Raw genomic sequence first — 24,559 nt, forward strand, 5'->3', positions numbered from 1 at the left:
AAACGCTTATCGTGCATCCGGAGGCAGAGGCTCTCCATCCTGTTTCCAATCCGGGAATTCCTTTTGCAGGCGTGCCCGGTATTGGGAAGCCTCCGACTTGCGCCCAGCCTTGTCCAAAGCTTCCGCCGCCTTGAACAGAGCCTTGGGTTTCAATTCAGCGTCATTGACAAACAACTCGGCCGTAACGCCGTAATGCTTGGCCGCTTCATCAAACTTTTTCTCCGCATAGGAAATATCCCCCAGAACAATTTTCAAGGAAGCCATCAAAGGACCTTCCACACCCAGAGCCAGCGCTTCTTCCGCCGTCTTCCTGGCATCCGCATACTTGCCCAGTCCCAGAAGAATGGAAGCCTTGTCCAGCATGCCGTCCGCACGGCGGTAAGGCTGGTCCTCATCCTTCAGGAAATTGTTGGAAGCCACCAGGGCGCGGTCATACTTTCTGAGCGCCAGACGCACCTTCGCCAAATTGCGCCAAATCACCTTCTTCACATTTTGAAGCTGGTCGTTCTGCGTAGCCCAGGTCATATACTTGTCCGCCGTTTCCAGATCCTTCATTCCATAAGCCTGAAGACCCAGCCATGCGGGAATAACATCCGGCACACGGGCCACGGCGGAAGGATTTTCCTTTTGCAGGGTTTCCAGGGCTTCCTTCAGTTTATTCACGTCCTGGAGCTTGTGATAGGACAGGACGGAAAGCACATTAACTTGTTCCCCGTATTTCTGGGGATCCAGCGTCTTGGCCTCCGCCATATGGCTGATGGAAGACTTGAAATCTCCCTGGTCAAACGCCGCGCGCCCCAGCAGGAAATGGGCTTCAGCAAGAGCGGCAGGAGACGCCTTCGGAAAATTCTGAATCAGGCCTTCATAATACTTCGCCATGTTCGCCATATCCTGGCGTCCCGCATAAATCTGAGCGGCCCTCTGCCATGCGGCAGCGGCGGATTCGGCTTTCGGCCAGCGGGCAATCACACGGTCAAAATCCATCAGCGCCTCAGCCTCCTTCTTGGTCTTGGCATACATGTCTCCACGCAATGTCAATGCCTCACAAATGCGGGGATCCTTCGGAAAATCATTGATAAAATCCGTCAGCAGCTTGGCGGCCACGCCTCTGTTCCCAGCCTGAGCGATTGCCCACGCGCTCTTATATAAAATATCCGCACGCATCTTCGGGGGCACCTTGTCAAAATCAATGCTGGCATAAAACCGGGCGGCATCCGCCGGATTGGAGCTGAACAGGCTTTCTGCAGCCATCAGGCGCACCATATCATGCAGTTCACTGGTAGGAAAAGCCTTGGCATAATGGTTCAAAAAACTCTGAGCCCGCTGGGGAAGATCCTTCTGCTTGAGTTCATTATAACACAGCAACCGATAAAAGGAGGCTTGCATGGCCTCCTGCGTATAAGGAACGGCCTTTTCCGCTTCCAGAAAGAAATCCGCCGCTTTCCGGTACTCTTTCAATTTATAGGCGGCCTGCCCCAGCAGCATCAACAGACGCACCTGGCCGTCCTTTGTCGGCATCTTTATTCCCTTCTGCTGCTCATGCTGGGAAAGTATCTCCTTGTACTTGCCCATATTGTACAGCCCCAGAAAAAGCCCCATTCGGGCTTCCGGAGCCATCTCCTTCAAAGATTCATCTTTCAAAAGCTGTTCATAGAGGCCCTGGGCTTCCGCAGTCTTCTTCAGTTTGGTAGCCAGCATGGCGGCCTGAAGGGTGGCGATTCCCCGGTTCCTGTTATCCACACCGGGCGTTTCCAGCACCTTGCGATATTCTGAATAGGCTTCTCCCAGGCGTCCCGTATCTGCACACAGGGCGGCATATCCCATCCGGGACACCAGAACAAACTTGGCATTCGCTTCCGGGTTGCCAATCACCGCGCAAAACATGGTAGCGGCTGCCTCCGGATTGCCGCTGGAAAGAAACAGGCGCCCCATGCGATACTGGGCGTCCACCTTCAAATCATTCTGTTCCGCATTGCGAATCACGAGCTGGTAATACTGAATGGCCTTATCCGTTTCCCCGGCAGAGGAAGCGTCTGTCGCCAGGCGGTAGGCGGAGGCGGCAACCAGGGAGGGGCTGCCTGTCTGAATCAATCTGAGGAACAGGACGTGTGCCTCATCTTTCCTGCCCAGTTCCTCCAAACACATGGCAGCACGATACTCTGCCAGGGGAGCCTGGGCAGACCGGGGGAAGCGTTGGGTAAATTCCAGATACTTACGCAAGCTTAAATCAAGAAGGCGCCCATATTCCTGCCGGTTCTCCTTCGTAGCCGGAGCCTGGGCCTGTTTGTACAGCATGTCAGCCATATCCAGCGTATCCTGCTCCGGATTGGCAACCAGCGGACCATCCGCGATGGGAGCGGCATCCGGAATATTTTCCTGGGCGACGGAAAACATCGCCAAAGTTATTAAACCTGCATTAATGGAAAAGAACGCTTTCATGAAGCCTGGGAATTGGAAACATTGATGGAAGACGGAGCCGGAGGACGCGTGGAAAAAGAAACGTTATTCAGCCCGGCTTTCAAACATGCGTCCATCACATGTACCACCACGCCGGATTCCGCCTTTTCATCCACGCGGATACGAACGAGCATGGTTTTGTCCAAGCGGGCGACGGAAAAAAGCTTGTCTTCCAGCTGCGGCATCGTATACGGCTGGCGGTTAATTACCACGGTACCATCCTTACGGATATTCACGATAATTTCATTGGACACGGTTTCACCGGGCTTGGGAGTCTCCGCCGAAGGAAGATTGATGGAAAGATCCGGTTCATCATCCTCAAATGTCTGGGTTACGACGAAAAACACCAACAGCAGAAATACGATGTCCAGCATGGGGGCCAATTGAAACCCGATGGGACTGGGCATTTTATAGTGAAATTTCATACATTCTTCCGGTGAGGTGAGGAAGCAGACGCATTCCGGCTAGAGCCCGCGCACATCGCGCAGGGAAGTGGGGTCTACGGGAACTTTGGGGAGCTCCTCTTCATGAAAAGCGCCGGCTCGCGGCTTCTGAAGCTGGGTGGCAACTACGGAAACGCTGTGCGTGACGGCGGCCTCCAGGTCTCCCACCCGTTTATGCACACGGCTGCGGAAATATACATAAGCCAGGATGGCGGGAATGCCAAGCATCAGGCCGCCCGCCGTCGTAATCAAGGCTTCCGCCACGCCGCCCGCCATGTCAATACGTTGCTTGCCCCCGGAAAAATCACCGTTGGCAATCTCAAAAAAGGTTTTCATCATCCCGACCACGGTCCCCAACAGCCCCAGCATAGGAGCTACGGCGCCAATATCCGACAGCCAGGAAATCTGGCGGCTTAGGAACCCCGCCTGCCGTCCTCCTTCCGCAGAGGCTATCTCCCTCACCTCCTCAAACTGGGCGGAGGGGTTGCGCAACATGAAGTTGGCTACAGTCAACATCACGCGGGCGTAGCAGGAATCTCCATTCTTGCAGAGGATGGAAAGCCCCGTGTAATCCCGCTTGCGGATGAAAGATTCCGCCTGTTCCACCAATTTGGTAGGCAAAACGGCGGCAGCACGGGTAGAAAAGCAGCACATGACCAGCACCACCACTCCGGCGATGGATAACAAAAGCAGCGGCCACATGATGAAACCGCCTTTCATGAACAGCTCGGAAAGGGGATAATTTCTATCTCCCACCACAAAATCCATGGCGGCGGCCAGCGTGGTAAACGGTACAGGGTTCATACAAAAGACATAGAGGATTATACAGAAGAAGTTTTCCTAGGCAAGCCAAGTAGCCGTAATACAGTACGTTTCCGCAGTTCCATTTCTTGCCTCATATGGCATAATGCCTGCGTGGCAGACCGCGAGCAACCAACCCTGAAAGAACTCTGGAGGGAAACTCCGCACAAACCAGGCGTTTATATCATGAAAGACGCCCAGGGAAATACTATCTACGTGGGCAAAGCCAAGGACCTCCACCGCCGCCTGGGCAATTATTTTTCTCCTACGGGAGCCACACTCTCCAACCATAAGACAAGAGCGCTCATTAATGCTATTGCGTCATTTGATTATTTTGAAACCAGAAATGACCAGGAGGCTTTTCTGCTGGAAAGCAAACTGATCAAACAATATCGCCCACATTACAATATCCAGATGAAGGACGATAAGCGCTACCCCCTGCTGAAAATTCCGAAAGGGGAAAAACTGCCTCGCTTCCAGCTGGCGCGAGTGCGCAAAGATGACGGCGCGCGCTACTTCGGCCCCTTTGTCCACTCCCAGGCTCTGTACGCCACGCAGGAATGGCTCAACCGGCACTTCCGATTGCGAACCTGCAAGACAAAAAATCCGGGAATCCATGACTTCAGGCACTGCCATGCGGATGTGATTCGCAACTGCTCCGCTCCGTGCGTTGGCCGCATTTCCATCAATGATTACAACCGGAACTTTGACCAGGCGGTGCGTCTGCTGGAAGGAACGGGGAAAAAAAGCGCTCTGGACGAACTTACCAGGGAAATGATGGAAGCCGCCGATGAACTGGACTTTGAACGCGCGGCATACCTGCGGGACATCCGGGACAATCTGGTCAAGGTACTGGAACCCGCCCGGCGGTTCCGAAAAGGAACTCCCGATCTTCCCGGCACCGTTCACCCGGAAGAAGACATGAAGGAACTGGGGGTGGCCCTGGGATTAGAATCTCCCCCGCTCATTATGGAATGCTTTGACATTTCTAATGTCTCTTCCAACCATATCGTGGCCTCCATGGTGCGCTTCACCAACGGCAGGCCGGACAATAAAGCCTACCGCCGGTACCGTATACGCACTGTAGACGGACAAAATGACTTCGCCTCCATGTCGGAAGTCATCCGGAGGCGTTACTCCCGCATTCTGGCGGAGAGCGACGCCGTAGCCTCCCGTCAGGCGGACATGACTCTGTACCAGTGGCTCAAGAAACTCAGTGCGGAAGGAAAAGCCCCCATCAAGGTTCCGGATCTGGTAGTGGTGGACGGAGGTAAAGGGCAGCTTTCCTCTGCTCTGGCCGATTTGGAAGCCATCGGACTGGGAGACATGCCCATCGTCGGTCTGGCCAAACAGAGAGAAGAAATATTTTTCCCCCATCAGTCCCAACCCCTTTGTCTGCCTCACAGCACGGGAGCCCTCAAACTCATGCAGCGCATCCGCGACGAAGCCCACCGCTTCGCCAACGGCTATAACGAACTGCTCTACCGCAAACGCATGCGGGAAAGCGCCTTGGACGACGCACCGGGCATGAGCGCCTCAAAAAAAAGACTGTTGCTGGAAAAATTCAAATCAGTAGCTGCCATTAAAAAGGCAGATCCGGCTTCTATCGCCGCCATCCGCGGCATTTCGGAAACCTGGGCCCGCGCCCTGCTGAACTACCTTAATTCATCTTCCAACTCCTGACTCCCCATGCAATTCCTGATTCTGGCCGCCGGAAAGCCTTCTCTAGGCTACGCCAAGGAAGGCGTGGAATTTTATCTCAACCGCCTCAGACCTTTCGGCAAAACGGAACTCAAACTTGTCAGAGATGGAAACTCCCAGGACGTTTCAAAACGCCTGCTGGCAGCCAGCGAAGGCTGTCTGCGCATCGCCATGGACGAACGCGGAGAACTCTGGACCACAAAAAAGCTGGTCGATCTGGCGAAGGACTGGCAAATGCATTCCGTACGCCGCATCGCGTTTCTCATCGGAGCCTCGGACGGTCATACGGAAGAATTACGATCCCGGTGTAACCATATCCTGTCCTTGAGCAAATTCACCCTTCAACATGAACTGGCGCTTGTTGTCCTGCTGGAACAGATTTACCGCTGCCATACTATTCTGGCAGGAACACCATACCATCGGTAACCCTCGTCGGCCAGACATTCCTGTACAGGAAAACCTGTTCCCTTCACGGCAAATGCAGGAAAATCATTGAAGCCGCCGTAAGCAATCCGACCAGAAAAGGCTGTTTAAAGACGTATAAAACAGTAAAAACAAAGTTCTTTCTGCAACAAAAAAGGAGCACTCCACAAGGAGTACTCCTTTTCCGAGAAAGAAATGGTAAAGCCAGTTCCTTCGCAACCAGCCAAGCTTAACGCTTGGAGAACTGATAACGCTTGCGGGCCCCAGGACGGCCGGGCTTTTTACGTTCCTTCATGCGAGAATCACGGGTCAGAAGACCGAATTCACGGAGCTGGGAACGGGAAGCTTCATCAACCTGAACGAGAGCACGGGCGATCGCCATGCGAATGGCTCCCACCTGTCCGTGAATCCCGCCGCCCTTGGTAACGACGTTCACATCAAACTTGTTCATGGTGTTGGTAACCTGAAAGGGCTGAAGAACAGCGTTCTGCAACTGAACGGTAGGAAGATACTCCTCAAAACCGCGGCGGTTGATGGTAATGCGGCCGGAACCTTCAGTAAGCCAAGCGTGTGCAATGGCGGTCTTACGACGGCCGGTGGCGTTGTATGGGGTTGTCTGACTCATGTCTGAAAAATCAATTAGAGAGTAATGGCGGTGGGCTGCTGGGCTTCATGCGGATGGTTAGCACCGGCATAAACCTTCAGCTTGGTCATTTGCTGACGGCCCAGGCGGGTGTGAGGAACCATGCCTTTAACAGCCAGTTCCAGAAGAAGTTCAGGACGGCGAGCGCGAATTTTACGGGGAGTGTCCACCTGCTTACCGCCGACGTAACCGGAGAAACGGGTATAAATTTTGGCATTTTCCTTATTGCCGGTCAACACCACCTTGTCCGCGTTCACGATAATGACAAAATCGCCACAATCAACGTGGGGGGTAAAAATCGTCTTATTCTTGCCACGCAAAATGTTAGCCGCTTCAACGGCAACACGGCCGAGCACCTTGTCGGCAGCGTCTATAACATACCATTTGCGCTCTACTTCTTGCGGTTTGGCTGAGAAGGTCTTCATGGTTCAATTCTTCGTTCTCGTTTTTCGGCATCCTGCCGTTATCTTCCAATTCGGGGGCGCATTCCTAATGATTATTCACGTAAATGTCAAATACTTTTTCTCTTTTCCGGCCTTTTTCCCGTCCCTCTCCATAGAATTGCGGTTTAATTGCGCAACTTCCGCATTCAGGGCTTGCTCTTGCGAAAATATGGTCTATCATACGCCTGCGCGAAATTTGCACACGCGCGTTCATTTAACCTTACAAGGAGAGACCTATCAGCCCGAATCCAAGATCCAGCAGCCGTCCCAGCGGCGGTCAGAATTCCCGCACCGGTTCCAGACCGACCGGCACCGGCAACCGTCCCGGACAATCCCGGTCTTCCGGCAATGGCACAGGAGCGTCACGACCGGCCGGACAGTCCGCAGGACCGGGAAATCCCAGAACAGGAGGGGGGAGCCGTCCCGGAGGTAACGCCAACAGGCAGCGCCCGCAAGGAGGCGGAGGACGCCACACCAAGGGCAGAAAGCATTTTAGCAAATCGGAACCCAAGGAAGAAAACTCCGAAAGCGAAATTGAAGTGGAAGGAACCATCTGCGCCGTACTGGCAGGAACCATGTTCAAGGTGCGCCTTCCCAACGGGCACGAAGTGCTGGCCCATATTTCCGGAAAAATGCGCAAGCGCTTTATTAAAATCGTGGTAGGAGACAAGGTGCGTATGGAAATGTCTCCTTATGACATGACTAAAGCGCGCATCACGTTCCGCATCGGTTAACCGTTCCCGGCTCGTTCCTTTTGTAAAAACCTTCTCCGGCTTGCAGGGGAAGGTTTTTTAGCTTACAGTAAAGGTTGTCTCCATCAGCGTGCCATGAAAATTTGCTCCACGGAAAATATGCAGATCGCGGAACGCGAGCTCATCGTTAGCGGAACACCGGCCAGAACACTGATGAACCTGGCCGCAGCCGGTATTGCGGAATCCCTCATGCAGTTCTTCCCCGTCCCGGGTCTGTGCATAGCCTATGTAGGCAAAGGAAACAACGGGGGAGACGCCCTCACCGTCCTCAACCTACTGAAACAACATGGTTGGGAAATAGGCTTCCGAACCGCTTACCCGCGCACCGAATGGAGTGAACTTTCTATGCGGCAGTTGGCGGAAATATCTCCCCCCCCTCAGGAATACCAGGCCCCACCCCTTCCCCGTGTGGGAAAACCTATGATTTTGCTGGACGGCCTGCTGGGAATTGGCGCAAAGGGAATGCTCCGCAGGGAAATCTCCGAGCTTTGCGCAGAAATAAACTATATAAGAAACCGCTGCGGGGCCGTACGTACCGTGGCTATCGATATTCCCACCGGAGTAGATCCAGACACGGGGATGCCTCAACAAAATGCTGTGGAAGCAGATTTCACCATGTGCATAGGAGCCGTTAAGCAGGGCCTGCTGGACGATGACGCCACCCTTTTTGCCGGACGTTTGGTCTGCATCGATCTTCCCGGTCTTCATGTACAGGCGATCCCCGCCACGGAACTTATTACCTCTTCAAGGCTCACCAAATTCCTTTCTGCAAGACCCTATACGGATTATAAGAACAAACGCGGGCACATTGGCGTCATAGCAGGCTCGGAAGGAATGCTGGGCGCGGCCCGTCTCTGCTGTGAAGCAGCTCTCCGGGCAGGTGCCGGACTGGTTACGCTGCACGTCCACAAGAATGTCTATCCCCTGATTGCTCCATCCATGCCTCCCGAAATCATGGTCAGGCCCGTGAACAGTTACGCAGATATCTCCATCCGTACATTTAGCGCTTTCCTCATTGGCCCCGGCATCGGCTCCGTATCGGAGGAAGACGCAGAAGCTATCCGCCTTATCCTGGAAACAGGCACTCCCACCGTTCTGGATGCGGACGGGCTGAATCTGGCCGCGGCCATGCAGTGGAACTTGGGAGAACATATTCTGGCTACCCCCCACCACGGAGAAATTCTCAGACTTCTGCCGGATGCAGACAACTATGCCATCCGGGCAGACATTGCCGACTGCTTTCTGGCGGAACATGAAGCGGCTCTGATTTACAAAGGAGCGCGCACCATCGTCACCCAACGGGGAAAACCTCTCTTTTATAACATTACCGGAGATCCCGGCATGGCAACTGCTGGACAGGGAGACGTGCTGGCAGGTATCTGCGGAGGTTTCATAAGCCAGGGGGAATCCCTTCTGGTTTCCGCCGTTCTAGGCGTCTACCTGTGCGGCCGAGCTTCCGAAATGGCAATCTCCGTCGGGGAAGCAACCCAGCAAACGCTGACGGCAGGGGATACGCTGCGACATCTGCCTGCCGCCATTCTTTCCACCGCACGCCTCTGCTATTGAAATGACCTACCGCAAACTTCAGGAACTGCCCTCCCAGTCTTTGCCCAGGGAAAAACTGCTTCATCAGGGAAGGCACAGCCTCAGCAATGCGGAACTGCTTGCCATCTTCCTCCGAATGGGCATCAAGGGGAAAAATGTATTGGACTTGTCCTCGGACCTGATTCAGTCTGCTGGCTCTCTAGACGCCCTAGCTCATATGGAAGCTGCTGAAATAGCGAACATCTGCAAGGGAATAGGCATGGCGAAAGCCGCTACGCTGAGCGCGGCCTTTGAACTGGGCGCGAGGGCTCTTCGCGAAACTTTGTCGCGTCAGCCCATTCAAACACCGGAAGACGTCTATGATTATCTGACAACAGCCATGCGCTGGAAAGAAAAGGAAACGGTACTCGTTCTGCTGCTGGATACCAAATGTCGCCTCATTAAACCTGTGGAAATCTCCAGTGGCACCTTAAACGAATCCATTGCTCATCCCCGCGACATCTTACGCCCCACCGTCATCCACAACGCCTATGGCTTCATCCTTGCCCACAACCATCCCAGCGGAAACCCCTCCCCCAGCCGTACAGACAACCTCCTGACCGAACGCGTGCGGGAATGCTCCAAATTATTAGGCGTTCGCTTTCTGGATCATGTAATCATTGGTAAACCTACCGAGACAGCCCATAAAAATTATTATAGTTACAATCATCCTAATGGAGATCGCCTTAAAGATCCCGGTCAAGAACACCCCCTTTACCACTAAACAGCCGTTCATCCAAATTTCCGGTCTGTTCTCCTTCCAAAAATAAAAGCCCCGGCATAACACGGAGCTTTTATTAAAAAACTGGCGGAGAGAGTGGGATTCGAACCCACGGTGGGTTTTAGCCCACGTTCGATTTCGAGTCGAGTGCCTTAGACCAGCTCAGCCATCTCTCCACCTGGAAGACATAGGCGGTTGTACCCGGTTTGCCGAATACTGTAAAGAACAGAATCACCGCCCACGTCATTTGAAAGCCTTAACGTCTTGGCGACGCCAGCGGCCCGAGCGTTGCCTCCGCCTCAAATCTTTGAGTCTTATTATGAGGGAGTGCACTCTTTTCCGGACCGGGAGGAGGCTGCGGCACACGCTCCTTCTCCTGCGGCTCCATCAACCAGGAACAGGAAGAAAGCAGAAAAAGAGGGGAAAATACAAACAAAAAGGAGATTGTAAAGTGTTTCATCATTTCCTTTTAAAAAGTTGAACCCCACTATGCCGAAAGACATACTGGGGTTCAAGGGAAATACGTGACAAAAAACCTTATTTGGCAGACTGGCGAGGACGCAGAAGCTGTACTCTGTCACCAGGTTGAATACTCAGACCGGAAGGCACGCTGTCTTTAATAATGTCAGCTACCGTCTGATTCTTTTCCAAGGAAGTTACCTTCAATTTACCAATGCTGCGACCGTTACGGGTAACAAGCAGAACCGTATTTGGATCAATGCTACTACCCTGTCCAGCTCCAATCACGACAAACCCCCACTGCGGATCCACCGACAAAACGGGATATTCCTCCCCATTTTTGGCAAGAGCAGCTCGATATTCAGCCTGTTCCTTCTGGCGGCTAGCCAGCTCACTGGCTTGTTCTGCCCGTTTCTTGGCAGCCACTTCCGTAGCACTTTTAATCTGGTCAATATCTTCCTGAAGCTTTTTATTGGAAGCTTCCAGAGATTCCATCTTCTCTTGGATTTCCTGTACGCTGGAAACACCAAAATCTTGCAACTTGCTCTTTAATTCCTCAATTTGTTTATTGATTTTGGACAAGTCTGCATTCAATTGTACTTCTTCCTCCTTCAACTCCGCTTCCTTGGAAAGCTGTTCATCGCGCTGCTGAGTCACGGAAGCCTTGTTGGAAATCAGACTAAGGTTTTCTTCCGCAGCCAATCCACGATTCTTAATCATATCGTTGCGCAGGCCTGTCCAAGTACGAATTTCCTTGTCCAAGGTTTTACGATACGAAATCATTTCTTTAAAATCCTGGTACTGGCCATTAATGCCGAAAAGGCCGCTAAGACCGGAGAACCAGGCACCCGCCCCTGCTGCAAGAATCAATAAAACTACTAAAACAGTTTTCATTGTGTATATATGTGAGAGTGTATGGAATGTATTGAACCGAGAAAATGCTAGGGACGAACAGATACAACGACGTCTCCGGCTTCAACACGTTCGCCGGCGGTTACCGTACTTGGTAAAATAGTAGCCGTGGAAACACGGGATTCAACAGCGTTTACGTCAAGTTCGGCAATCTTGTTACCATCCCTCATCACGGCCAACTTGGAACCGGGCACCACGCCCAGATCGGCGGCTCCTCCGTCAATCACAACTACATTAAAATCATCTATCACCTGGGACACCCTCGTTTTCAGGTTAGGCGGAGAAAGACGGGCATCCTGGTCAGCCTTGAGCTGACGGAGGGCAGCATTATTCACGACAAGCTGTTCAGTCTCAGCAACGATAGCATCATGTTTTCCCTGTTCCGCCTGCTTAACCACTTCCAACTGTTTGGACTCTTCTTCCAGCCCCTTGATTCTGTCAGCAATGGCCTGAATGCTTTCCATATCCTTACTCTTGGATTGCAATTCCGCCAACGCGGTTTGCTGCGTTTGAAGATCAGATTTTTTGGCCTCATTGGCTGCCGCCAGCTCCTGATTCTTTACTTCCAGCTCATCTTTTTCCTTGGTTAGAGCATTGATGTCATTCGTCAAAGCCTCATTTTTCACCAGAAAATCGACATATTTTGTCTTTTCTTCCGTGAACTCACCACGAAGACCGTTCAGGTTCTTATAGCGGGAGGCGCATTCCTTACGCTCCTTGGTTAGAGCTTCCTCGTTATCAAGATAATACATGGCTCCCCCGAGAAGAGCAATGACCAAGGCTGCTATTGATACTTTGACCCACATAGGAAATTATAGAGATGAGAAGGTTCCTGTTACTTTTGTGAGATTGGCATGAACATTTTCAGATTTCAACATCAAAATAACATCCTCATTGTTTTCTTGATATTTTTTTCGGACAGGCTCCGTAACGAGACCCTCCAAGAAGCGTTTTATCAACATTTTAAAACAATTACTCTCTATTTTCTTTTCAAACGGGAACTCATCTTCTAGTCTTTCTGAACCGTGAGTTACCAGGTCTTTGCCAGAAAATACCGTCCTCTGACATTCAATGACGTCCTTGGACAGGATCATGTCGTCCAGACGTTGAAAAACGCCATTGAGCACAACCGCCTTGCCCATGCCTATCTCTTTGTAGGTCCCCGTGGAACGGGAAAGACATCAACCGCAAGAATTTTTGCAAAAGCTCTAAATTGCAGCGGTGGTCCCAAAGTGGATTTTGATCCGCATGAAGATATATGTGAAGAAATCGCGGAAGGACGAAGCCTTGATGTCCTTGAAATAGACGGAGCATCCAACCGTGGCATCGATCACATCCGGGATCTCAGGGACAACGTACGGTTCGCTCCAAGCAGAGGCAATTTCCGTATCGTCTATATAGACGAAGTGCACATGCTCACTAAAGAATCTTTCAACGCCCTGCTCAAAACGCTGGAAGAACCGCCACCTCATGTCAAATTTATTTTCGCAACCACGGAACCCCACAAAATACTGCCAACCATTCTATCACGATGCCAGCGCTTCGACCTGCGCCCCATTCCTTCTGAAATCATTGCAGAACACCTGCTTCATATCGCTTCTGCAGAGGGAGTAAATCTGAGCCGGGAAGCAGCCTTTGCCGTCGCTAAAGTGGCAGATGGTGGTATGCGGGATGCACAATCCATGCTGGACCAGCTTGTTTCCTTCTGTGGAGATCATATTGAAGAACGGCAGGTACTCCACATTTTCGGCATTACTTCCCGGGAGACCGTGGCCCACGCTCTGACACTTATTTTAAACAAGGAGCTTTCCTCCCTCCTGCATCTTCTGCATGAACAGGCGGAAGCAGGAAGGGATATGAGTCAGTTCCTTTCCGAAATTATCTCCGCCGTACGTGAAATTCTGGTCTCTAAAGTAGATCCGGAAGCCAGCTTTGACTCTCTCCCGGAATCCTCCAAGGAAGAACTTGCCGGATTGGTCAAACGCACCCACACGGACAAAATCCTGCGTTTGGTGGAAGTACTGGCGGAAACGGAAGATAAGATGCGCTGGTCCACCAATAAAAGACTTCATCTGGAAATGGGCCTGATCAAGGCCGTCCATACTCTGGCTGAGGCCAGCATCAGTGATATTATCATGGCGTTGGAAGGTGCTCCGCTAACCGCCGTGCCCCCGGCATCTTCTTCAGATTCTGTTTCACTGCAAAAACCAAGTGCATTCACTCCTTCCGCTACAGCTCCCACTCCGTCCCCCCAATCCAATGTCCGGCCTCCTGTTGCTGCAACAAAACCATCCCCGGCTCCGGAAGAACACTTAATGGATCCGGTTCCGGATTTTTCCGCGGCCCCTCCCTGCTTATCCCCCGCAGTACAGAAAAATCAGGGGATCGACACGCAAGCTTCTCCCTATCCCGCGCAGGAAACCGAACCGCAACAAAACACTTTCACACCTGCTGCAGAAGCCCCATCCCTTGCCGTTGCAGAGGAAGAGATTCCCTACTCCGCCACTAAATTGCGGACAGAAACCGTACCCGTGCCCAAGGAAGCCACCCGGTGCCCGAGTTCCGCTGTCTCCGATGTGTCGGAACTCCCTACGGATTCTCCAGAGCCTACTTTCATGGATCCAGAGGAAAATCTTCCTCCGGAAAGACGGACCAAAAGCTTCTTTGACAATCTATTCGATCCTCCAAGCTCATCATCCCGCCCCCAGGTTCCCATAGAAAAAGAGGAACCGGCAGCTCCGTCCCAACAAACCGGAAAGACTATCACGGAGGAAGATTGGAAAACGGTTCTGGAACAAGTAGCCGTCAAATTCCCTCTTCAAGCGGACTTTCTGACCAACAGCGTTTTTTCCGGCTATGACGGCGTAGTAGCCGCCATTTCTTTTCATCCTTCTGACCGCCAAGGGATGGACAGCCTTGGAGCCGGCCCTCTTCGAACGGCTCTGGAAACTACTCTTTCCCAATATATTGGAACCCCTGTTACTATTTCTGTCCGTCAGGATTCTTCCATTCCCGAACCGGTCCAGGAAGAGCTGGATCCTCTGCCTGCCCCGCCTCCCCCAGCATCCCCGGTTCCTGCACCCAAACCCCATACCCAGCGGGAAAAAACTGTAGAGCCTGTTCAGGAAACCACCAAAAAGGAAAATGAAGATAACTCTTATTATACGGATCCGCTGATTGATGCCGCCATGGAGATTTTCCGGGCCCGTATCATTTCCCAATAAGCCAACTCATTCACCCAGATACAACAACCATGAACATAATGAAAATGATGAAGCAGGTTCAGCAGATGCAGGCCGGACTTGCAGCTGCCCAAGAAAAACTCGCCTCGCAAACCGTTACAACGGAAGGGGCGGGCGGGAAATTGAAAGTAACCGCCACCTGCGACGGAAACCTCACGGAACTGCTCATTGATCCTTCCATCATTGACCCGTCCGATTCTGAATTCCTTCAGGATCTGCTCCTTCAAACCATCAATGCCGCTATTGCCAAGGGCAAGGAAACAGCAGCGACGGAAATGAAAAAACTGACAGGAGGCCTGGATCTCCCTCCCGGCATGGGCTTTTAATCTGTCACCTCAGTGCATCGACTCAGAAGACGCAAACATCTGGAGGAACCTCAACCAACGCTATCCGGAGTCAACCACTTGGGAATAGCGCTGGGCGGCGTTTCTCTGTGCCTGTGGGTCATCGTCGTCACCATCTTCTGGACCGGTTCGGACACGATGGCATTTGCAACGTCACTGCCCATATGGGCTTGCTGCCTTATTTTCTCCTTTCCGGCGCTCATTGCATGGCTGGTCTTCGGTTCCCGGATCGGTCTACTTGGCATCACCGTCTGGTTTGCGTACGGCATCGTCATTACAGACTTTCTCCCTCCCATTTCCAGAACCGGAATGGAGTACTACAAGATGCCTCTGGCTCCGAACGCCAAGCAAATCAGGGTTCTTACCTTGTACGAGAGGAGTGAGGAGCCTCCTCCCATTGAACAAATATCCAAACTCCGTGCAGACGTTATTTTCGTCCAAGGCTGCAGCAATTATAACCGAACGCTCAAATTTGCCTACAGTATTTTCGGTAGAACCTCTTATATCAAGCAAATAGGAAGTTGCGCCATTATCGTGAGGCACGGTCAGATTGGTCCGGCCCAGAACATCACAGACACAGCCGGTTTGATTGTAGACTGGATACCGGAAAATTCCTCCCTGGCGATTCGGCTCATCAACATCAGTCTGGAACCTTTTGAACATCGGTTCGACCTGTACGCCCCTGCCTGCTGGAAATATTTCCATACACTCCGGTTCATCCACCGCAAACAACTTCAATACCTGTTTGACACCCTGAAGGAAGTAGGAACCCAACATGGAGAACTTCCCATTATCATGGCCGGAAACTTCAGCGCCGCCCCTCAATCCCCCATTTTTTCCAAATTCAGTTCCGACTTTCAGGATTGTTTCAAACTGAAAGGCGCCGGTTATGGAGCTACGCAGCCTGTCAGATTCCCTCTATTGCGCCTGGACCGAGTTTTTTGCACACCGCCGCTTAAACCTGAAAGAGCCAGTACTGTGCTGATACCGGATACTATTCGCCGGTCCATCGTGGCAGACATCGCAATCCCCTGAGCTATCCTTTACTGCGCAGCAACATCAGCCCTCCTCTGCAGGAAAGATTTTGCCTTTAAAAATCAAAGATTCTCGGCATCTACAACGTTTTTAATGCACGGGAAATAGCAGGGAAAAGCTGCTTCTTCCGGCTTACTACATCAGTGGCGGAAAATAGATTAGGACCAAGCCGCTCGTACTCAATATTTTCCAAAGCGTCTTCATCCCCGACGGCCAGCAACATAGAATCATGGGTGACAATATCCGTAACCAAAAGGCAGGCAAGCTTCAGCCCCTCCTTCTCCACCAGCTTCCAAAGCTCCCTCACTAAACCTTCCTGAACCTCTTCCAGGCCAAACATGCCAATTTCCTCAATCTGGGAAATACTGATCTTGTAGCCGTACTCCGTAAAAGTCTTCCTGTCCGCCTGAATAATAACGGAAGGTTCGGTTTTGGAACGCAACAGAGAACCAGTGGCAAAAAACTCCTCTGTAAACTGCTTGGCATCTATTTTGGCGATACCTGTCAGCCATTCCAACATTTCCCTATCCGCCCGTGCCGCCGTAGGAGACGTCAAATTCAGGGTATCTGAAAGAATTCCCGCGCAAAGGCAAACCGCTACAGCCTGGGAAGGCTCCACATTACGATGGTAAAATCTGCGCGCCACCAAAGTAGATGTAGAACCTACGGGTTCATTCAGAAAACGGATGGGATCACGTGTAGAAAGCTGGGTGCCCAAACGATGGTGATCCATTACCTCCACAATTTCCGCCTCCTCCACTCCCTTGACGGCCTGTGAAAATTCATTGTGATCCACCAAAGCCACGCGCGTACGGGGCGGATCCACCAAATCCGTCTTGCTCAGAACACCAATGATCTTGTCCGTCTTGAGGCTCATCACAGGAAACAATGTCTGCTTGCGCTTCACGGCAGCCTGCCTCAACTCGGGCAACAGCATATTTTCCGGAAAAACTGTATAATCCTTCTGAACCTGTTCCCTCACCTTCCGAGAACAACGGATCAACTGACCAACACTGGCCGTATCCCACGGGGTGCTTAAAATACATGTTCCCGTCGTCTGGGCCGTCTCAATAATGTCCAGGGAAGGGAACGCGCCAGACGTGGTCACCAAAGCGCGTACGCCATGTTCCACCGCATATAGTTGCACATTCGGACGGTCTCCGCAAATAACGATCAGATCCCGGACAATCCCTTTTCTCCTGTAATTTGCGAGCCTTGTCCGGACACTGGGTTCACTGGAAGCTCCTACCAGCAGGATATTCTGCGTTTCTTCCTCGCTCAAGGATTCCCCGGTCAGACATTTGCCGTCAATGGTGGTGGCAATATTGCTCAGGCTGGAAAAGACGGAGCGAACATTCATCTCCGTCATATTCAAAGGCATGAGCAGGCTCAACAAATCAAAATAACGCAACAGGCCGTGAAGATTGTGATCAGCGTCAATTACCGGTATGGTTTGCAGAGAATTCTCCGTCATCCTTCGATACGCCGTCAGGAATGTATCGTCCGGGCTTACGCTAATCACGTCACGACGGCAGATTGTTCCGGCGGTGGGCGTCACGTCATGAATCAGTATCGGCTCCGGCACTCCTGCCTTTTCCAGCACCCAGGATGTTCTCAGCGTCATCTCCCCGCATCTGGCGGCAACCGCGTCAGGTTCGCCATGAGTTCTTAAAAACTCCGCGTTCCCTATGGCTGAACAAATAGCATCCGTGTCCGGGTTCTGGTGGCCGATCACATAAACGGGCCTATTCTCTGTCTTCTCCGGAAGCATCTTTCTTTTTTCCTTGCACAGGTTAATCTATATTCAGCCTGACGGGCACCACCACCTTGGAAGCAATGGGCACTCCGTCCTTTTCCGCCGGATAGAAAGTCCAATTCTCTCTCACCCAACGCATGAAAAGGCGGTCCAATTCCGCATTCCCCGTTGACTGAAGAAGATTGACGGATGAAGGTTCCCCTTGGGAATTCACTCCAACCACCACTTTCACCACGGCATTCACCTTCCCGACTTTAGAAGAATTGACGGAATTGGGCAAGGACGGAGCATGTTTATAACGCACCTTTTTATCAGGGGAAATATTCTGCTCCGGGTCCGGACGCCCCGGCGGGGATACCTCCGGGCTCTTCACGGGTTGCCTGCGCTTTACCTCATTCATGGAAATCCGCATGACGGCGAGTTCTTCCGGCAAGAGTTCCGAAGAAGCCTCATCCAAAAGAAAATCCTTCATTTCGGAACAATCTTCATTTTCCGGCAGCTTGATCGCCAACAGGTCTTCATCTGATGCAATTTCCGGAACGGGGCTGACTGTTGAAGGAGCTGCAACAGGAACAACAGATACAGGCTGAACCTCTTCCTTCTCCTGAGGGGCTTCTTTGGACGGAGACACAAACGTCATTTCCACCTCCCCGCCCTGGACGGAGGGAAACCACATATCCTGCAAATGTATGGCTACAAGCACGGCACACAAAGCTACCTGCACGCCCACTGCCACAGCCATCGCAATCAATATTGCGGATCTGGAAGTGGAATGGGGAGTGAATTTTACAATTCCAGGCTTTTTATCCATAAAAAACGGGCAGGGAACGGGGGGAACACCTGTTCAATATACCGAGCCCTCTCCCTTTGACAAGCGCATGCATAGCCATAAGCAGGCCGTTATCGTTTTGTGATTTGCAAAAAATACGTGAACATCAATAATTCAATGCTTCCCGAATGCGCTGCGCAAATCCGGCGGCCTTCTCTGCAAAACCCAATTCCGGATTCTGGTACATGATGCCTCGGGAGACGTTAATCAGGGGAGGAGCCACATGACCGGAGCCACTCAGGCAGGAAAGATCGCCGCCTTGAGCTCCCAGACCGGGAATGAGCAAAGGAGCATCCGGAATACGCTCCAAAATACTGGAATCCGCATTGGTCAACCCAACCACCATGCCTACGGAAGTTTTACATCCTTCCCGGACAGAGCGGAGCACCATGTCTCCCACCAGTTCAAAAACCCTGCGGCCCCCTGCCAGTTCCTGCCGTTCCACATCCGCAGAACCAGGATTGGAAGTAACCGCCAGCAGGTAAATACCTTTACCTTCATAATCCAGAAAAGGCTCCAGCGTATCATATCCCATAAAAGGGCTCAACGTCACAGCGTCCACGCCCAGGCGCTCAAAATAAGCATGCGCATAATACTTCTGAGTCTCTCCAATATCTCCACGCTTGGCATCCAGTACCACCGGAACATCCTCAGGCATATCCGGAAGTAAATCCTCAAGTATTTCCAGTCCCCGCAGCCCCATGGCTTCAAAATAGGCAATATTCGGCTTAAACGCCGCCGCATACGGGGCGGTTTCCTCCACAACCTTCCGCAACAGCGCAGGAATCGCCTCCAAATCATCCATGCCGGGGCGCGGATCCAACCCGACGCACAAGGCGGAACCGGTCTCCTTAATGCGGGCGGCAAGTTTATCCGTAAAAGATTGGCTCATGACGTCCATTAAACCACGGTCGTCACAGGCAGGCAAGTCCCAAGCGGAGGATGCTCCGAAAGCAAGGAAAGACAGATACGACTTTTCCGCCACGGCCGTAAATGGTATTTTATAGATCATATGTCATCCACGTCTCCCCAGTCGCCCAGCTCTCTCCCCTCCTGTCTGGAAAAACCACTGCCTCTGGAGGGATTCCAAGGCACTCCGGATGAAGTAGAACAGCAATGGTACGATCAAGTCTACCTGGGTTCCGGAGACAGAATGAAGCAGCTTACCTGGAGAGCCGTCATCGTCGGCATGCTCCTCGGCTCCATCCTTTCCCTCACTAATCTGTATGCCAACCTTAAAATGGGATGGTCCTTTGGGGTAGCTCTGACGGCGGGAGTTATCTCTTTTGCCCTCTGGAACGCCTTTGTGCGCCTGGGCATCTCCAAATCCCCCATGACTATTCTGGAAAACACATGCATGCAGTCCGCCGCCAGCTCCGCAGGCTATTCTACAGGAGGAACCCTCACTTCCGCCGTAGCAGCCCTGCTTCTGTTGACAGGACAGCACATGCCTCTTGGCACCACCTTTGCCTGGATATTTTTCATTGCCGTACTGGGCGTCACCATGGCCATTCCAATGAAACGCCAAATGATCAACATTGAACAAATCAGATTCCCGGACAGCATTGCCACGGCGGAAACTCTCAAGGTTCTCTATTCGGAAGGCAAAAAGGCGGCAGGACAGGCCAAGGCCCTTCTTTACTCCGCCCTTTTCTCCGCCGCCAACGCCATTGCCATGGCTGCAGGGGGAGAACGATGGCTTGGAGTAGTCCAGCAACATATCCTCGGCAACTGGTACCAGCGTACTATCTTCTTCAAATGGGATCTCATGTTCGTGGGCGCGGGAGCTCTGATAGGCATGAAAACATCCCTCAGTCTCTTCATCGGAGGGACTGTTTGCTGGGCCCTTTACGTGCCGTGGCTGGAAAGCCAGGAACTGCTTCCTGCGGGAGCAGGCTATCGGGAAAGCGTAAGCTGGACCTTGTGGGGAGGAACCGCCTGCATGGTCGTCGCCAGCATTGTGGCCTTCCTGTTCCAATGGAAAAGTATTGTTCGTTCCTTTTCTTCCCTGGGGGCCATGTTCTCCCTGAGCAAAAAACGTGAACTGACGGATGTGGAAAAAATAGAAACGCCCATGAGCTGGTTCCTGGCGGGCCAGCTTATCTCCCTGGCGGCTCTCGGCTATCTGGCTCATGCATCCTTTGACGTTCCGTACTGGATGAGCTGCATCGCAGTAGTCATATCTTTCTTCCTGGCGCTGGTCGTCTGCCGAATCACCGGAGAAGCCAATATTACACCCACCGGAGCCATGGGAAAAGTTACCCAGCTCATCTTCGGAGGGATTGCACCTGGGCATGTAACGGCCAACCTGATGGCGGCCAACATCACTTCCGGAGCGTCCAGTTCCTCGGCAGACCTGCTCGTGGACCTCAAAGTAGGCTACCTGCTGGGAGCCAACCCCCGCAAACAATTTATCGCCCAGTTTTCCGGAATTTTTCTGGGGACCCTCGTTTCCGTGCTGGCCTTCCGATCCATGGTTCCGAATGCGAACGCTCTCCAGTCTTTCAATGCCCCGGGAGCCAGAACATGGGCAGCCACGGCGGAAGCGCTGGGCATGGGATTCAGCCATTTGCATAGCATCAAGGTCCTTTCCATCATCGCAGGCGGCATTCTCGGGCTCATTCTGGTACTTATCCCCCGCTATCTCCCCCGGACAGGAAAATGGCTCCCCACTCCCATCGGCTTCGGTCTGGCCTGGGCCATCCAGTGGAATGATTCCTTCCTCTTCTTTGCAGGGGCTGTGCTCGGCTGGACTGCGGACCGTCTTTTCAAGGACAAATCACGGGAATATAAAATTCCCTCCGCCTCCGGCATCATTGCAGGGGCAGCCCTCACGGGAATGGCCATTCTGATGTTCAGCATTTACCAGGCGGCACACTGAACCGGAAACGTTCTCCCTCAGAAAATTCCATATCGTTTGGGTGGGGTGCCCAAGCAGCCAGCATATTCTCCACCACCAACACTAACGCTACCAGCAGCGCAGGCAGCAACTACTTCGGTTTTGCGACCCATACCGCTTGGGAAGACCTGAACCTGACGACCGACACAGAGAATATGGCTGCTTACAGAAATCATGCCGTCTCCGCCTCCCTCTCCATGTCCCATAATACCGTCTCCTGCCCAGCAGAACCGGCAACCGCTACGCTGGGACTGCTCGGCCTGGGCACTCTATTATTGCGCTGCCGCCGATAAATTTCACCCTCAAGCCATCTTTCAAGGGAGAAGAGGGAATTCCTCTTCTCCCTTTTTTCGGCAAGGTGAACAAACTGATTCCGGAAAAAACAGAAGACAGAAAACGGCAGAACCCACACGTATAACCGCCTTGCCTCTCCTTTCCGCAACAATTTGCCCGCTTCTTAATTCACCAGCCTTTTCAACATCATTTCTCCTTTGGAAGCGCCTTGAGAAACACCGCTAACTTCTGCCTTCAGAGTATAGGAATCAAGGTTGGTTCTGTACTTCTTCAATTCCAGCCTGTAAACATTATTCTTATTTTCCACGCCAGTCGTACCCTCATGAACATCGGCAGCCACCTCCTTGTTGCCCTCATATAATTTAACGGAATGGATTTTCAAGGCGCTGGGACCATTTTTCCACTGGAAAGTTGCGGTATACGTGCCCGGTTCGGTCACCTGATCCGTGACATCAAACTGCAACGGGGAACCTTGATGAAGTTCCCAGGGAATTCCCGAGGAATACTTTTCTTCCGCACTCAGGGCATCCAGCATTTCCCGGTGGGCATTCATCACGCGATTGGCGACGGCCAAGGTATCCCCTGCCGGTTTGGCAGAATATATTTTCCCATTTCCGGCAAAAGCCAGCTCCTCCCGAACCGTTTTATCCATAAATGCGGCATGGGCGGCATCACGCGTCTTCCTGCCGGTCAGCACATCCATCTGAGATTCAAAAAAATTCCTCCACCGAGGCAAATAAAAATCGGAAACAAGCCCGGCCCACTGGCGATTGGAATAATCATTCAGCGACCGGGGAGCCAGATCACTCCACGTAGTAACAAGCATTTTGGCTGACTTGTCCATCAAGGCCTTTTCCTGGCGGGAATTGCCCCAATCCAGAGCTCTTTTCTGCCAAGTCCCCAAAAGAAACTGGCTATCCGTCGCCAACAGGGCATCCATATCTGAAATCAGAGACAGGAAACGCCTTACCTGCTTTTTGTACGCAGCCGCATCTCCGGAATCAAACGCGCTTCTGACCTGTTGAAGCTGGTAAAAAGCGGCGTCCGCAAGAACCTGACGCACAACATCCACCAAATCATAACGGAACGTCTCCTTTTTCACCAGATTCGGCTGATCATTCGCGGCTTTCAGATAACCGCGCGCCGCTTTTACAATATCGCCCAAGTGATAATACCGCTCCCCGCTGGACCATGTGGAAGCCTTCCGGGCATTCCAGGACGGACGGGCGCAAATAATAGATTCCGTACACCCCTCCTGAGAGCGGACGGGGTTGTAAATGGAGGAAGACAAGACTTCCAGCGCCTTCACGACAGCCTTTGGGGCGGAACCGTAACGTTGACGCGCGTACTTCCCAAGCCACTCCCGGAGGGAAATATCCTCCCCGGTCCACAAACGGTCACTGAACAGGGCGTAATGAAGCGGGTTCGTCTCCAGCCCTTCGGACAAAGTCCCCATGCCCACCAGCCCCTTGTCCCTATAACCGGCCAAATCACTTCCAAGCCGGGAAAGAAGGGGAATCCCACCGTACAGTCCCGTATTGCCTCCAAAGTTCGCCAGTTCGCACCAAACCCACGGAATACCGTTAAAAGTTCTTAAATTCTTCCCTCCGTTAGCCATATCCTTGGTAAGCTGCAATACAAGCGCGCGTTCCGGGTCCAAGCCGGACAGCAACTCGCGGGTAGGATTCCCGCCCCAAGCCTGAATCACCCATGAAGCCCCCGGAGAGGCCTTTTGCATGGCTTTCTGAACGGCCTGTGCCGCATTCGTCACGTTAATGTCCCCCTTCCGTCCCCCCTCATGAAACAAATCCCCGCCAAACATCTTTCCGGAAATGCCGTATACCTTGCGGACAGCCTTATACCAGTCCGAGGCCAGTTTCGGAAAAGCCTCGCAAGTGGGATCCGCTACCCATGGCCTCTTAAAATTATCAACCCATGTACCCTGCGGAATAAGTTTCAGACCATCCATTTGGACGTTTTCCTGAAAGTCAGAGGGGACGAATCCCACATACCCCTGAAGTACGGGCGTCATCCCCAACTGCTCCATACGGGATACAATACGCCTTCCCATCTGCGCCATCTTATCTATCTGCTGCTGGCTCAACGGTCCGCCGTGGCCTTCCAGGTTCCCCATATTCCACCAGGCGGCAAATGCCGGATTAGGGATAAAACGAAGAGCTTTTTCCCGGGGATACCCCAGGCCAATCAGAAAATCCTCCCATGTCTTTTCCAGACCCGCCGTTACCAGCGCATGCGTAAACCCGTTCAACGCCAGAAAATCAATCTCCCGCTGCCATCTGTTCCAATCCCAGAAAGCAGCCGTATAAGAAAGGGTGCAGTAATTATAGGCAAAAACAATATTCCACGGACTTTCTATCGTTACCGGACTGGAGGGAACCGGCAAAGGGGAAGGAAGCGCCATCCGATTCCCGTTCCACGAAAAATGGACCTTGGCGATATTCTTCAAATACCATCCATACCCCGCCACCAGGCGACGCACATCAGCAGCCTCCACCCGGATGCCTCCGGCAACACCGGAGATAGTGATCTTGTTGCCCAAATCCGGATTTAAATGAAACAGGACAGCTCCTTTTGCCGAGGGAGTTACACGCGCCACTACATCTTCAGCCGCCGCTACAGGAGATCTTTCCGCAGCAGATACGCAAACAAGCGGGGACATGACAGTTCCAAGAACCGCTCCAACGGCAAAGGCATGAGAAAACATAGTGACTTTACTACATACAAGAATTGCAGATTCTTACAAGGAATAAAGTCAATATTATCACTAATAATAATCTCAAGAAGACGGCATAAGAGAGAG

At 52.3% G+C, this 24,559-nt stretch carries 21 protein-coding genes and 1 tRNA gene; 9 read left to right on the forward strand and 13 right to left on the reverse strand.

Features of this window, described 5'->3' with window-relative positions; genetic code table 11:
- Positions 1-6: 6 nt before the first annotated feature.
- From B3075_RS00690 to B3075_RS00700, 3 genes are read right to left on the reverse strand one after another with little or no spacing between them, the layout of a single operon-like run.
- Positions 7-2,439, reverse strand: coding sequence for a tetratricopeptide repeat protein (locus B3075_RS00690; RefSeq protein ID WP_290489598.1), 2,433 nt, complete (start codon positions 2,437-2,439; stop codon positions 7-9).
- Positions 2,436-2,882 (reverse strand): ExbD/TolR family protein, encoded by a 447-nt coding sequence (locus B3075_RS00695; RefSeq protein ID WP_094135537.1) that lies wholly within the window; start codon positions 2,880-2,882, stop codon positions 2,436-2,438. Before B3075_RS00695 ends, B3075_RS00690 begins: the two co-directional genes overlap by 4 nt.
- A 39-nt stretch (positions 2,883-2,921) precedes the next feature.
- A complete protein-coding gene (locus tag B3075_RS00700) occupies positions 2,922-3,704 on the reverse strand; it encodes a MotA/TolQ/ExbB proton channel family protein (protein WP_094135536.1) in 783 nt (260 codons plus the stop codon).
- Positions 3,705-3,815: 111 nt separating this feature from the next.
- Between B3075_RS00700 and B3075_RS00705 the strand changes: the two genes are divergently transcribed.
- The gene (locus B3075_RS00705) at positions 3,816-5,384 is read left to right on the forward strand and encodes an excinuclease ABC subunit UvrC (RefSeq protein WP_290489597.1); all 1,569 of its coding nucleotides are present in this window, start codon (positions 3,816-3,818) and stop codon (positions 5,382-5,384) included.
- A gap of 6 nt (positions 5,385-5,390) precedes the next feature.
- Positions 5,391-5,828, forward strand: coding sequence for a 23S rRNA (pseudouridine(1915)-N(3))-methyltransferase RlmH (locus B3075_RS00710; RefSeq protein WP_094135534.1), 438 nt, complete (start codon positions 5,391-5,393; stop codon positions 5,826-5,828).
- A 226-nt stretch (positions 5,829-6,054) separates the two neighbouring features.
- Here the strand turns inward: B3075_RS00710 and rpsI are convergent, their stop codons facing one another.
- Both rpsI and rplM read right to left on the reverse strand, forming a co-directional pair.
- Positions 6,055-6,450: a 30S ribosomal protein S9 gene (gene rpsI / locus B3075_RS00715; RefSeq protein ID WP_012420275.1), complete on the reverse strand. Its 396-nt coding sequence runs from the start codon at positions 6,448-6,450 to the stop codon at positions 6,055-6,057.
- 14 nt (positions 6,451-6,464) lie between these two features.
- Entirely contained in the window at positions 6,465-6,893 is a 429-nt protein-coding gene (rplM, locus tag B3075_RS00720; RefSeq protein ID WP_290489596.1) for a 50S ribosomal protein L13, read from the reverse strand.
- Between the two features lie 551 nt (positions 6,894-7,444).
- On the opposite strand from rplM, the gene infA reads away from it, so the two are divergent.
- From infA to radC, 3 genes are all read left to right on the forward strand, one after another.
- Positions 7,445-7,645, forward strand: a complete 201-nt coding sequence (infA, locus tag B3075_RS00725; protein ID WP_031930865.1) for a translation initiation factor IF-1 — start codon at positions 7,445-7,447, stop codon at positions 7,643-7,645.
- 93 nt (positions 7,646-7,738) lie between these two features.
- Positions 7,739-9,229, forward strand: a complete 1,491-nt coding sequence (locus tag B3075_RS00730; RefSeq protein ID WP_290489595.1) for an NAD(P)H-hydrate dehydratase — start codon at positions 7,739-7,741, stop codon at positions 9,227-9,229.
- A gap of 1 nt (position 9,230) precedes the next feature.
- On the forward strand, positions 9,231-9,971 hold the full coding sequence (gene radC / locus B3075_RS00735) for a RadC family protein (RefSeq protein WP_094135532.1): 741 nt from the start codon (positions 9,231-9,233) through the stop codon (positions 9,969-9,971).
- Between the two features lie 82 nt (positions 9,972-10,053).
- On the opposite strand, the gene B3075_RS00740 is transcribed toward radC, so the two are convergent.
- From B3075_RS00740 to B3075_RS00755, 4 genes are all read right to left on the reverse strand, one after another.
- Positions 10,054-10,144 (reverse strand) — tRNA-Ser (locus B3075_RS00740).
- Between the two features lie 361 nt (positions 10,145-10,505).
- The gene (locus B3075_RS00745; protein ID WP_290489594.1) at positions 10,506-11,321 is read right to left on the reverse strand and encodes a hypothetical protein; all 816 of its coding nucleotides are present in this window, start codon (positions 11,319-11,321) and stop codon (positions 10,506-10,508) included.
- A gap of 47 nt (positions 11,322-11,368) precedes the next feature.
- Entirely contained in the window at positions 11,369-12,145 is a 777-nt protein-coding gene (locus tag B3075_RS00750; protein ID WP_290489593.1) for a hypothetical protein, read from the reverse strand.
- A gap of 6 nt (positions 12,146-12,151) precedes the next feature.
- Positions 12,152-12,481 (reverse strand): hypothetical protein, encoded by a 330-nt coding sequence (locus B3075_RS00755; RefSeq protein WP_179218303.1) that lies wholly within the window; start codon positions 12,479-12,481, stop codon positions 12,152-12,154.
- Here B3075_RS00755 and dnaX point away from each other — a divergent pair.
- From dnaX to B3075_RS00770, 3 genes are read left to right on the forward strand one after another with little or no spacing between them, the layout of a single operon-like run.
- A complete protein-coding gene (gene dnaX / locus B3075_RS00760; protein WP_290489592.1) occupies positions 12,365-14,563 on the forward strand; it encodes a DNA polymerase III subunit gamma/tau in 2,199 nt (732 codons plus the stop codon). The two genes, B3075_RS00755 and dnaX, sit on opposite strands and share 117 nt — an antisense overlap.
- 29 nt (positions 14,564-14,592) lie before the next feature.
- The gene (locus tag B3075_RS00765; RefSeq protein ID WP_094135527.1) at positions 14,593-14,907 is read left to right on the forward strand and encodes a YbaB/EbfC family nucleoid-associated protein; all 315 of its coding nucleotides are present in this window, start codon (positions 14,593-14,595) and stop codon (positions 14,905-14,907) included.
- A gap of 12 nt (positions 14,908-14,919) precedes the next feature.
- Positions 14,920-15,960, forward strand: coding sequence for an endonuclease/exonuclease/phosphatase family protein (locus B3075_RS00770; protein ID WP_290491989.1), 1,041 nt, complete (start codon positions 14,920-14,922; stop codon positions 15,958-15,960).
- 79 nt (positions 15,961-16,039) lie between these two features.
- Here B3075_RS00770 and B3075_RS00775 read toward each other — a convergent pair whose 3' ends face one another.
- From B3075_RS00775 to pyrF, 3 genes are all read right to left on the reverse strand, one after another.
- Complete coding sequence (locus tag B3075_RS00775) at positions 16,040-17,731, reverse strand: putative manganese-dependent inorganic diphosphatase (RefSeq protein ID WP_094135525.1); 1,692 nt, start codon at positions 17,729-17,731, stop codon at positions 16,040-16,042.
- A 22-nt stretch (positions 17,732-17,753) separates the two neighbouring features.
- On the reverse strand, positions 17,754-18,527 hold the full coding sequence (locus tag B3075_RS00780) for an energy transducer TonB (RefSeq protein WP_290489590.1): 774 nt from the start codon (positions 18,525-18,527) through the stop codon (positions 17,754-17,756).
- Between the two features lie 124 nt (positions 18,528-18,651).
- Positions 18,652-19,437, reverse strand: a complete 786-nt coding sequence (pyrF, locus tag B3075_RS00785) for an orotidine-5'-phosphate decarboxylase (protein ID WP_290489589.1) — start codon at positions 19,435-19,437, stop codon at positions 18,652-18,654.
- A gap of 120 nt (positions 19,438-19,557) precedes the next feature.
- On the opposite strand from pyrF, the gene B3075_RS00790 reads away from it, so the two are divergent.
- A complete protein-coding gene (locus B3075_RS00790) occupies positions 19,558-21,426 on the forward strand; it encodes an OPT family oligopeptide transporter (RefSeq protein ID WP_290489588.1) in 1,869 nt (622 codons plus the stop codon).
- A gap of 475 nt (positions 21,427-21,901) precedes the next feature.
- Here B3075_RS00790 and B3075_RS00795 read toward each other — a convergent pair whose 3' ends face one another.
- Complete coding sequence (locus B3075_RS00795) at positions 21,902-24,418, reverse strand: alpha-N-acetylglucosaminidase (RefSeq protein WP_290489586.1); 2,517 nt, start codon at positions 24,416-24,418, stop codon at positions 21,902-21,904.
- Between the last annotated feature and the right edge of the window lie 141 nt (positions 24,419-24,559).

Source organism: Akkermansia sp. UBA7090 (assembly GCF_002493465.1).
In the GTDB taxonomy this organism is placed as follows: Bacteria; Verrucomicrobiota; Verrucomicrobiia; order Verrucomicrobiales; family Akkermansiaceae; genus Akkermansia; species Akkermansia muciniphila_A.

Excerpts from the sequence above, each read along its gene's own strand:
- B3075_RS00690 (WP_290489598.1), bottom strand. The coding sequence starts at position 2,439 with ATGAAAGCGTTCTTTTCCATTAATGCAGGTTTAATAACTTTGGCGATG.
- B3075_RS00695 (WP_094135537.1), bottom strand. The coding sequence starts at position 2,882 with ATGAAATTTCACTATAAAATGCCCAGTCCCATCGGGTTTCAATTGGCC.
- B3075_RS00700 (WP_094135536.1), bottom strand. The coding sequence starts at position 3,704 with ATGAACCCTGTACCGTTTACCACGCTGGCCGCCGCCATGGATTTTGTG.
- B3075_RS00710 (WP_094135534.1), top strand. The coding sequence starts at position 5,391 with ATGCAATTCCTGATTCTGGCCGCCGGAAAGCCTTCTCTAGGCTACGCC.
- rpsI (WP_012420275.1), bottom strand. The coding sequence starts at position 6,450 with ATGAGTCAGACAACCCCATACAACGCCACCGGCCGTCGTAAGACCGCC.
- rplM (WP_290489596.1), bottom strand. The coding sequence starts at position 6,893 with ATGAAGACCTTCTCAGCCAAACCGCAAGAAGTAGAGCGCAAATGGTAT.
- B3075_RS00730 (WP_290489595.1), top strand. The coding sequence starts at position 7,739 with ATGAAAATTTGCTCCACGGAAAATATGCAGATCGCGGAACGCGAGCTC.
- radC (WP_094135532.1), top strand. The coding sequence starts at position 9,231 with ATGACCTACCGCAAACTTCAGGAACTGCCCTCCCAGTCTTTGCCCAGG.
- B3075_RS00745 (WP_290489594.1), bottom strand. The coding sequence starts at position 11,321 with ATGAAAACTGTTTTAGTAGTTTTATTGATTCTTGCAGCAGGGGCGGGT.
- B3075_RS00750 (WP_290489593.1), bottom strand. The coding sequence starts at position 12,145 with ATGTGGGTCAAAGTATCAATAGCAGCCTTGGTCATTGCTCTTCTCGGG.
- B3075_RS00755 (WP_179218303.1), bottom strand. The coding sequence starts at position 12,481 with ATGGGCAAGGCGGTTGTGCTCAATGGCGTTTTTCAACGTCTGGACGAC.
- B3075_RS00765 (WP_094135527.1), top strand. The coding sequence starts at position 14,593 with ATGAACATAATGAAAATGATGAAGCAGGTTCAGCAGATGCAGGCCGGA.
- B3075_RS00775 (WP_094135525.1), bottom strand. The coding sequence starts at position 17,731 with ATGCTTCCGGAGAAGACAGAGAATAGGCCCGTTTATGTGATCGGCCAC.
- B3075_RS00780 (WP_290489590.1), bottom strand. The coding sequence starts at position 18,527 with ATGGATAAAAAGCCTGGAATTGTAAAATTCACTCCCCATTCCACTTCC.
- pyrF (WP_290489589.1), bottom strand. The coding sequence starts at position 19,437 with ATGAGCCAATCTTTTACGGATAAACTTGCCGCCCGCATTAAGGAGACC.
- B3075_RS00790 (WP_290489588.1), top strand. The coding sequence starts at position 19,558 with ATGTCATCCACGTCTCCCCAGTCGCCCAGCTCTCTCCCCTCCTGTCTG.
- B3075_RS00795 (WP_290489586.1), bottom strand. The coding sequence starts at position 24,418 with ATGTCCCCGCTTGTTTGCGTATCTGCTGCGGAAAGATCTCCTGTAGCG.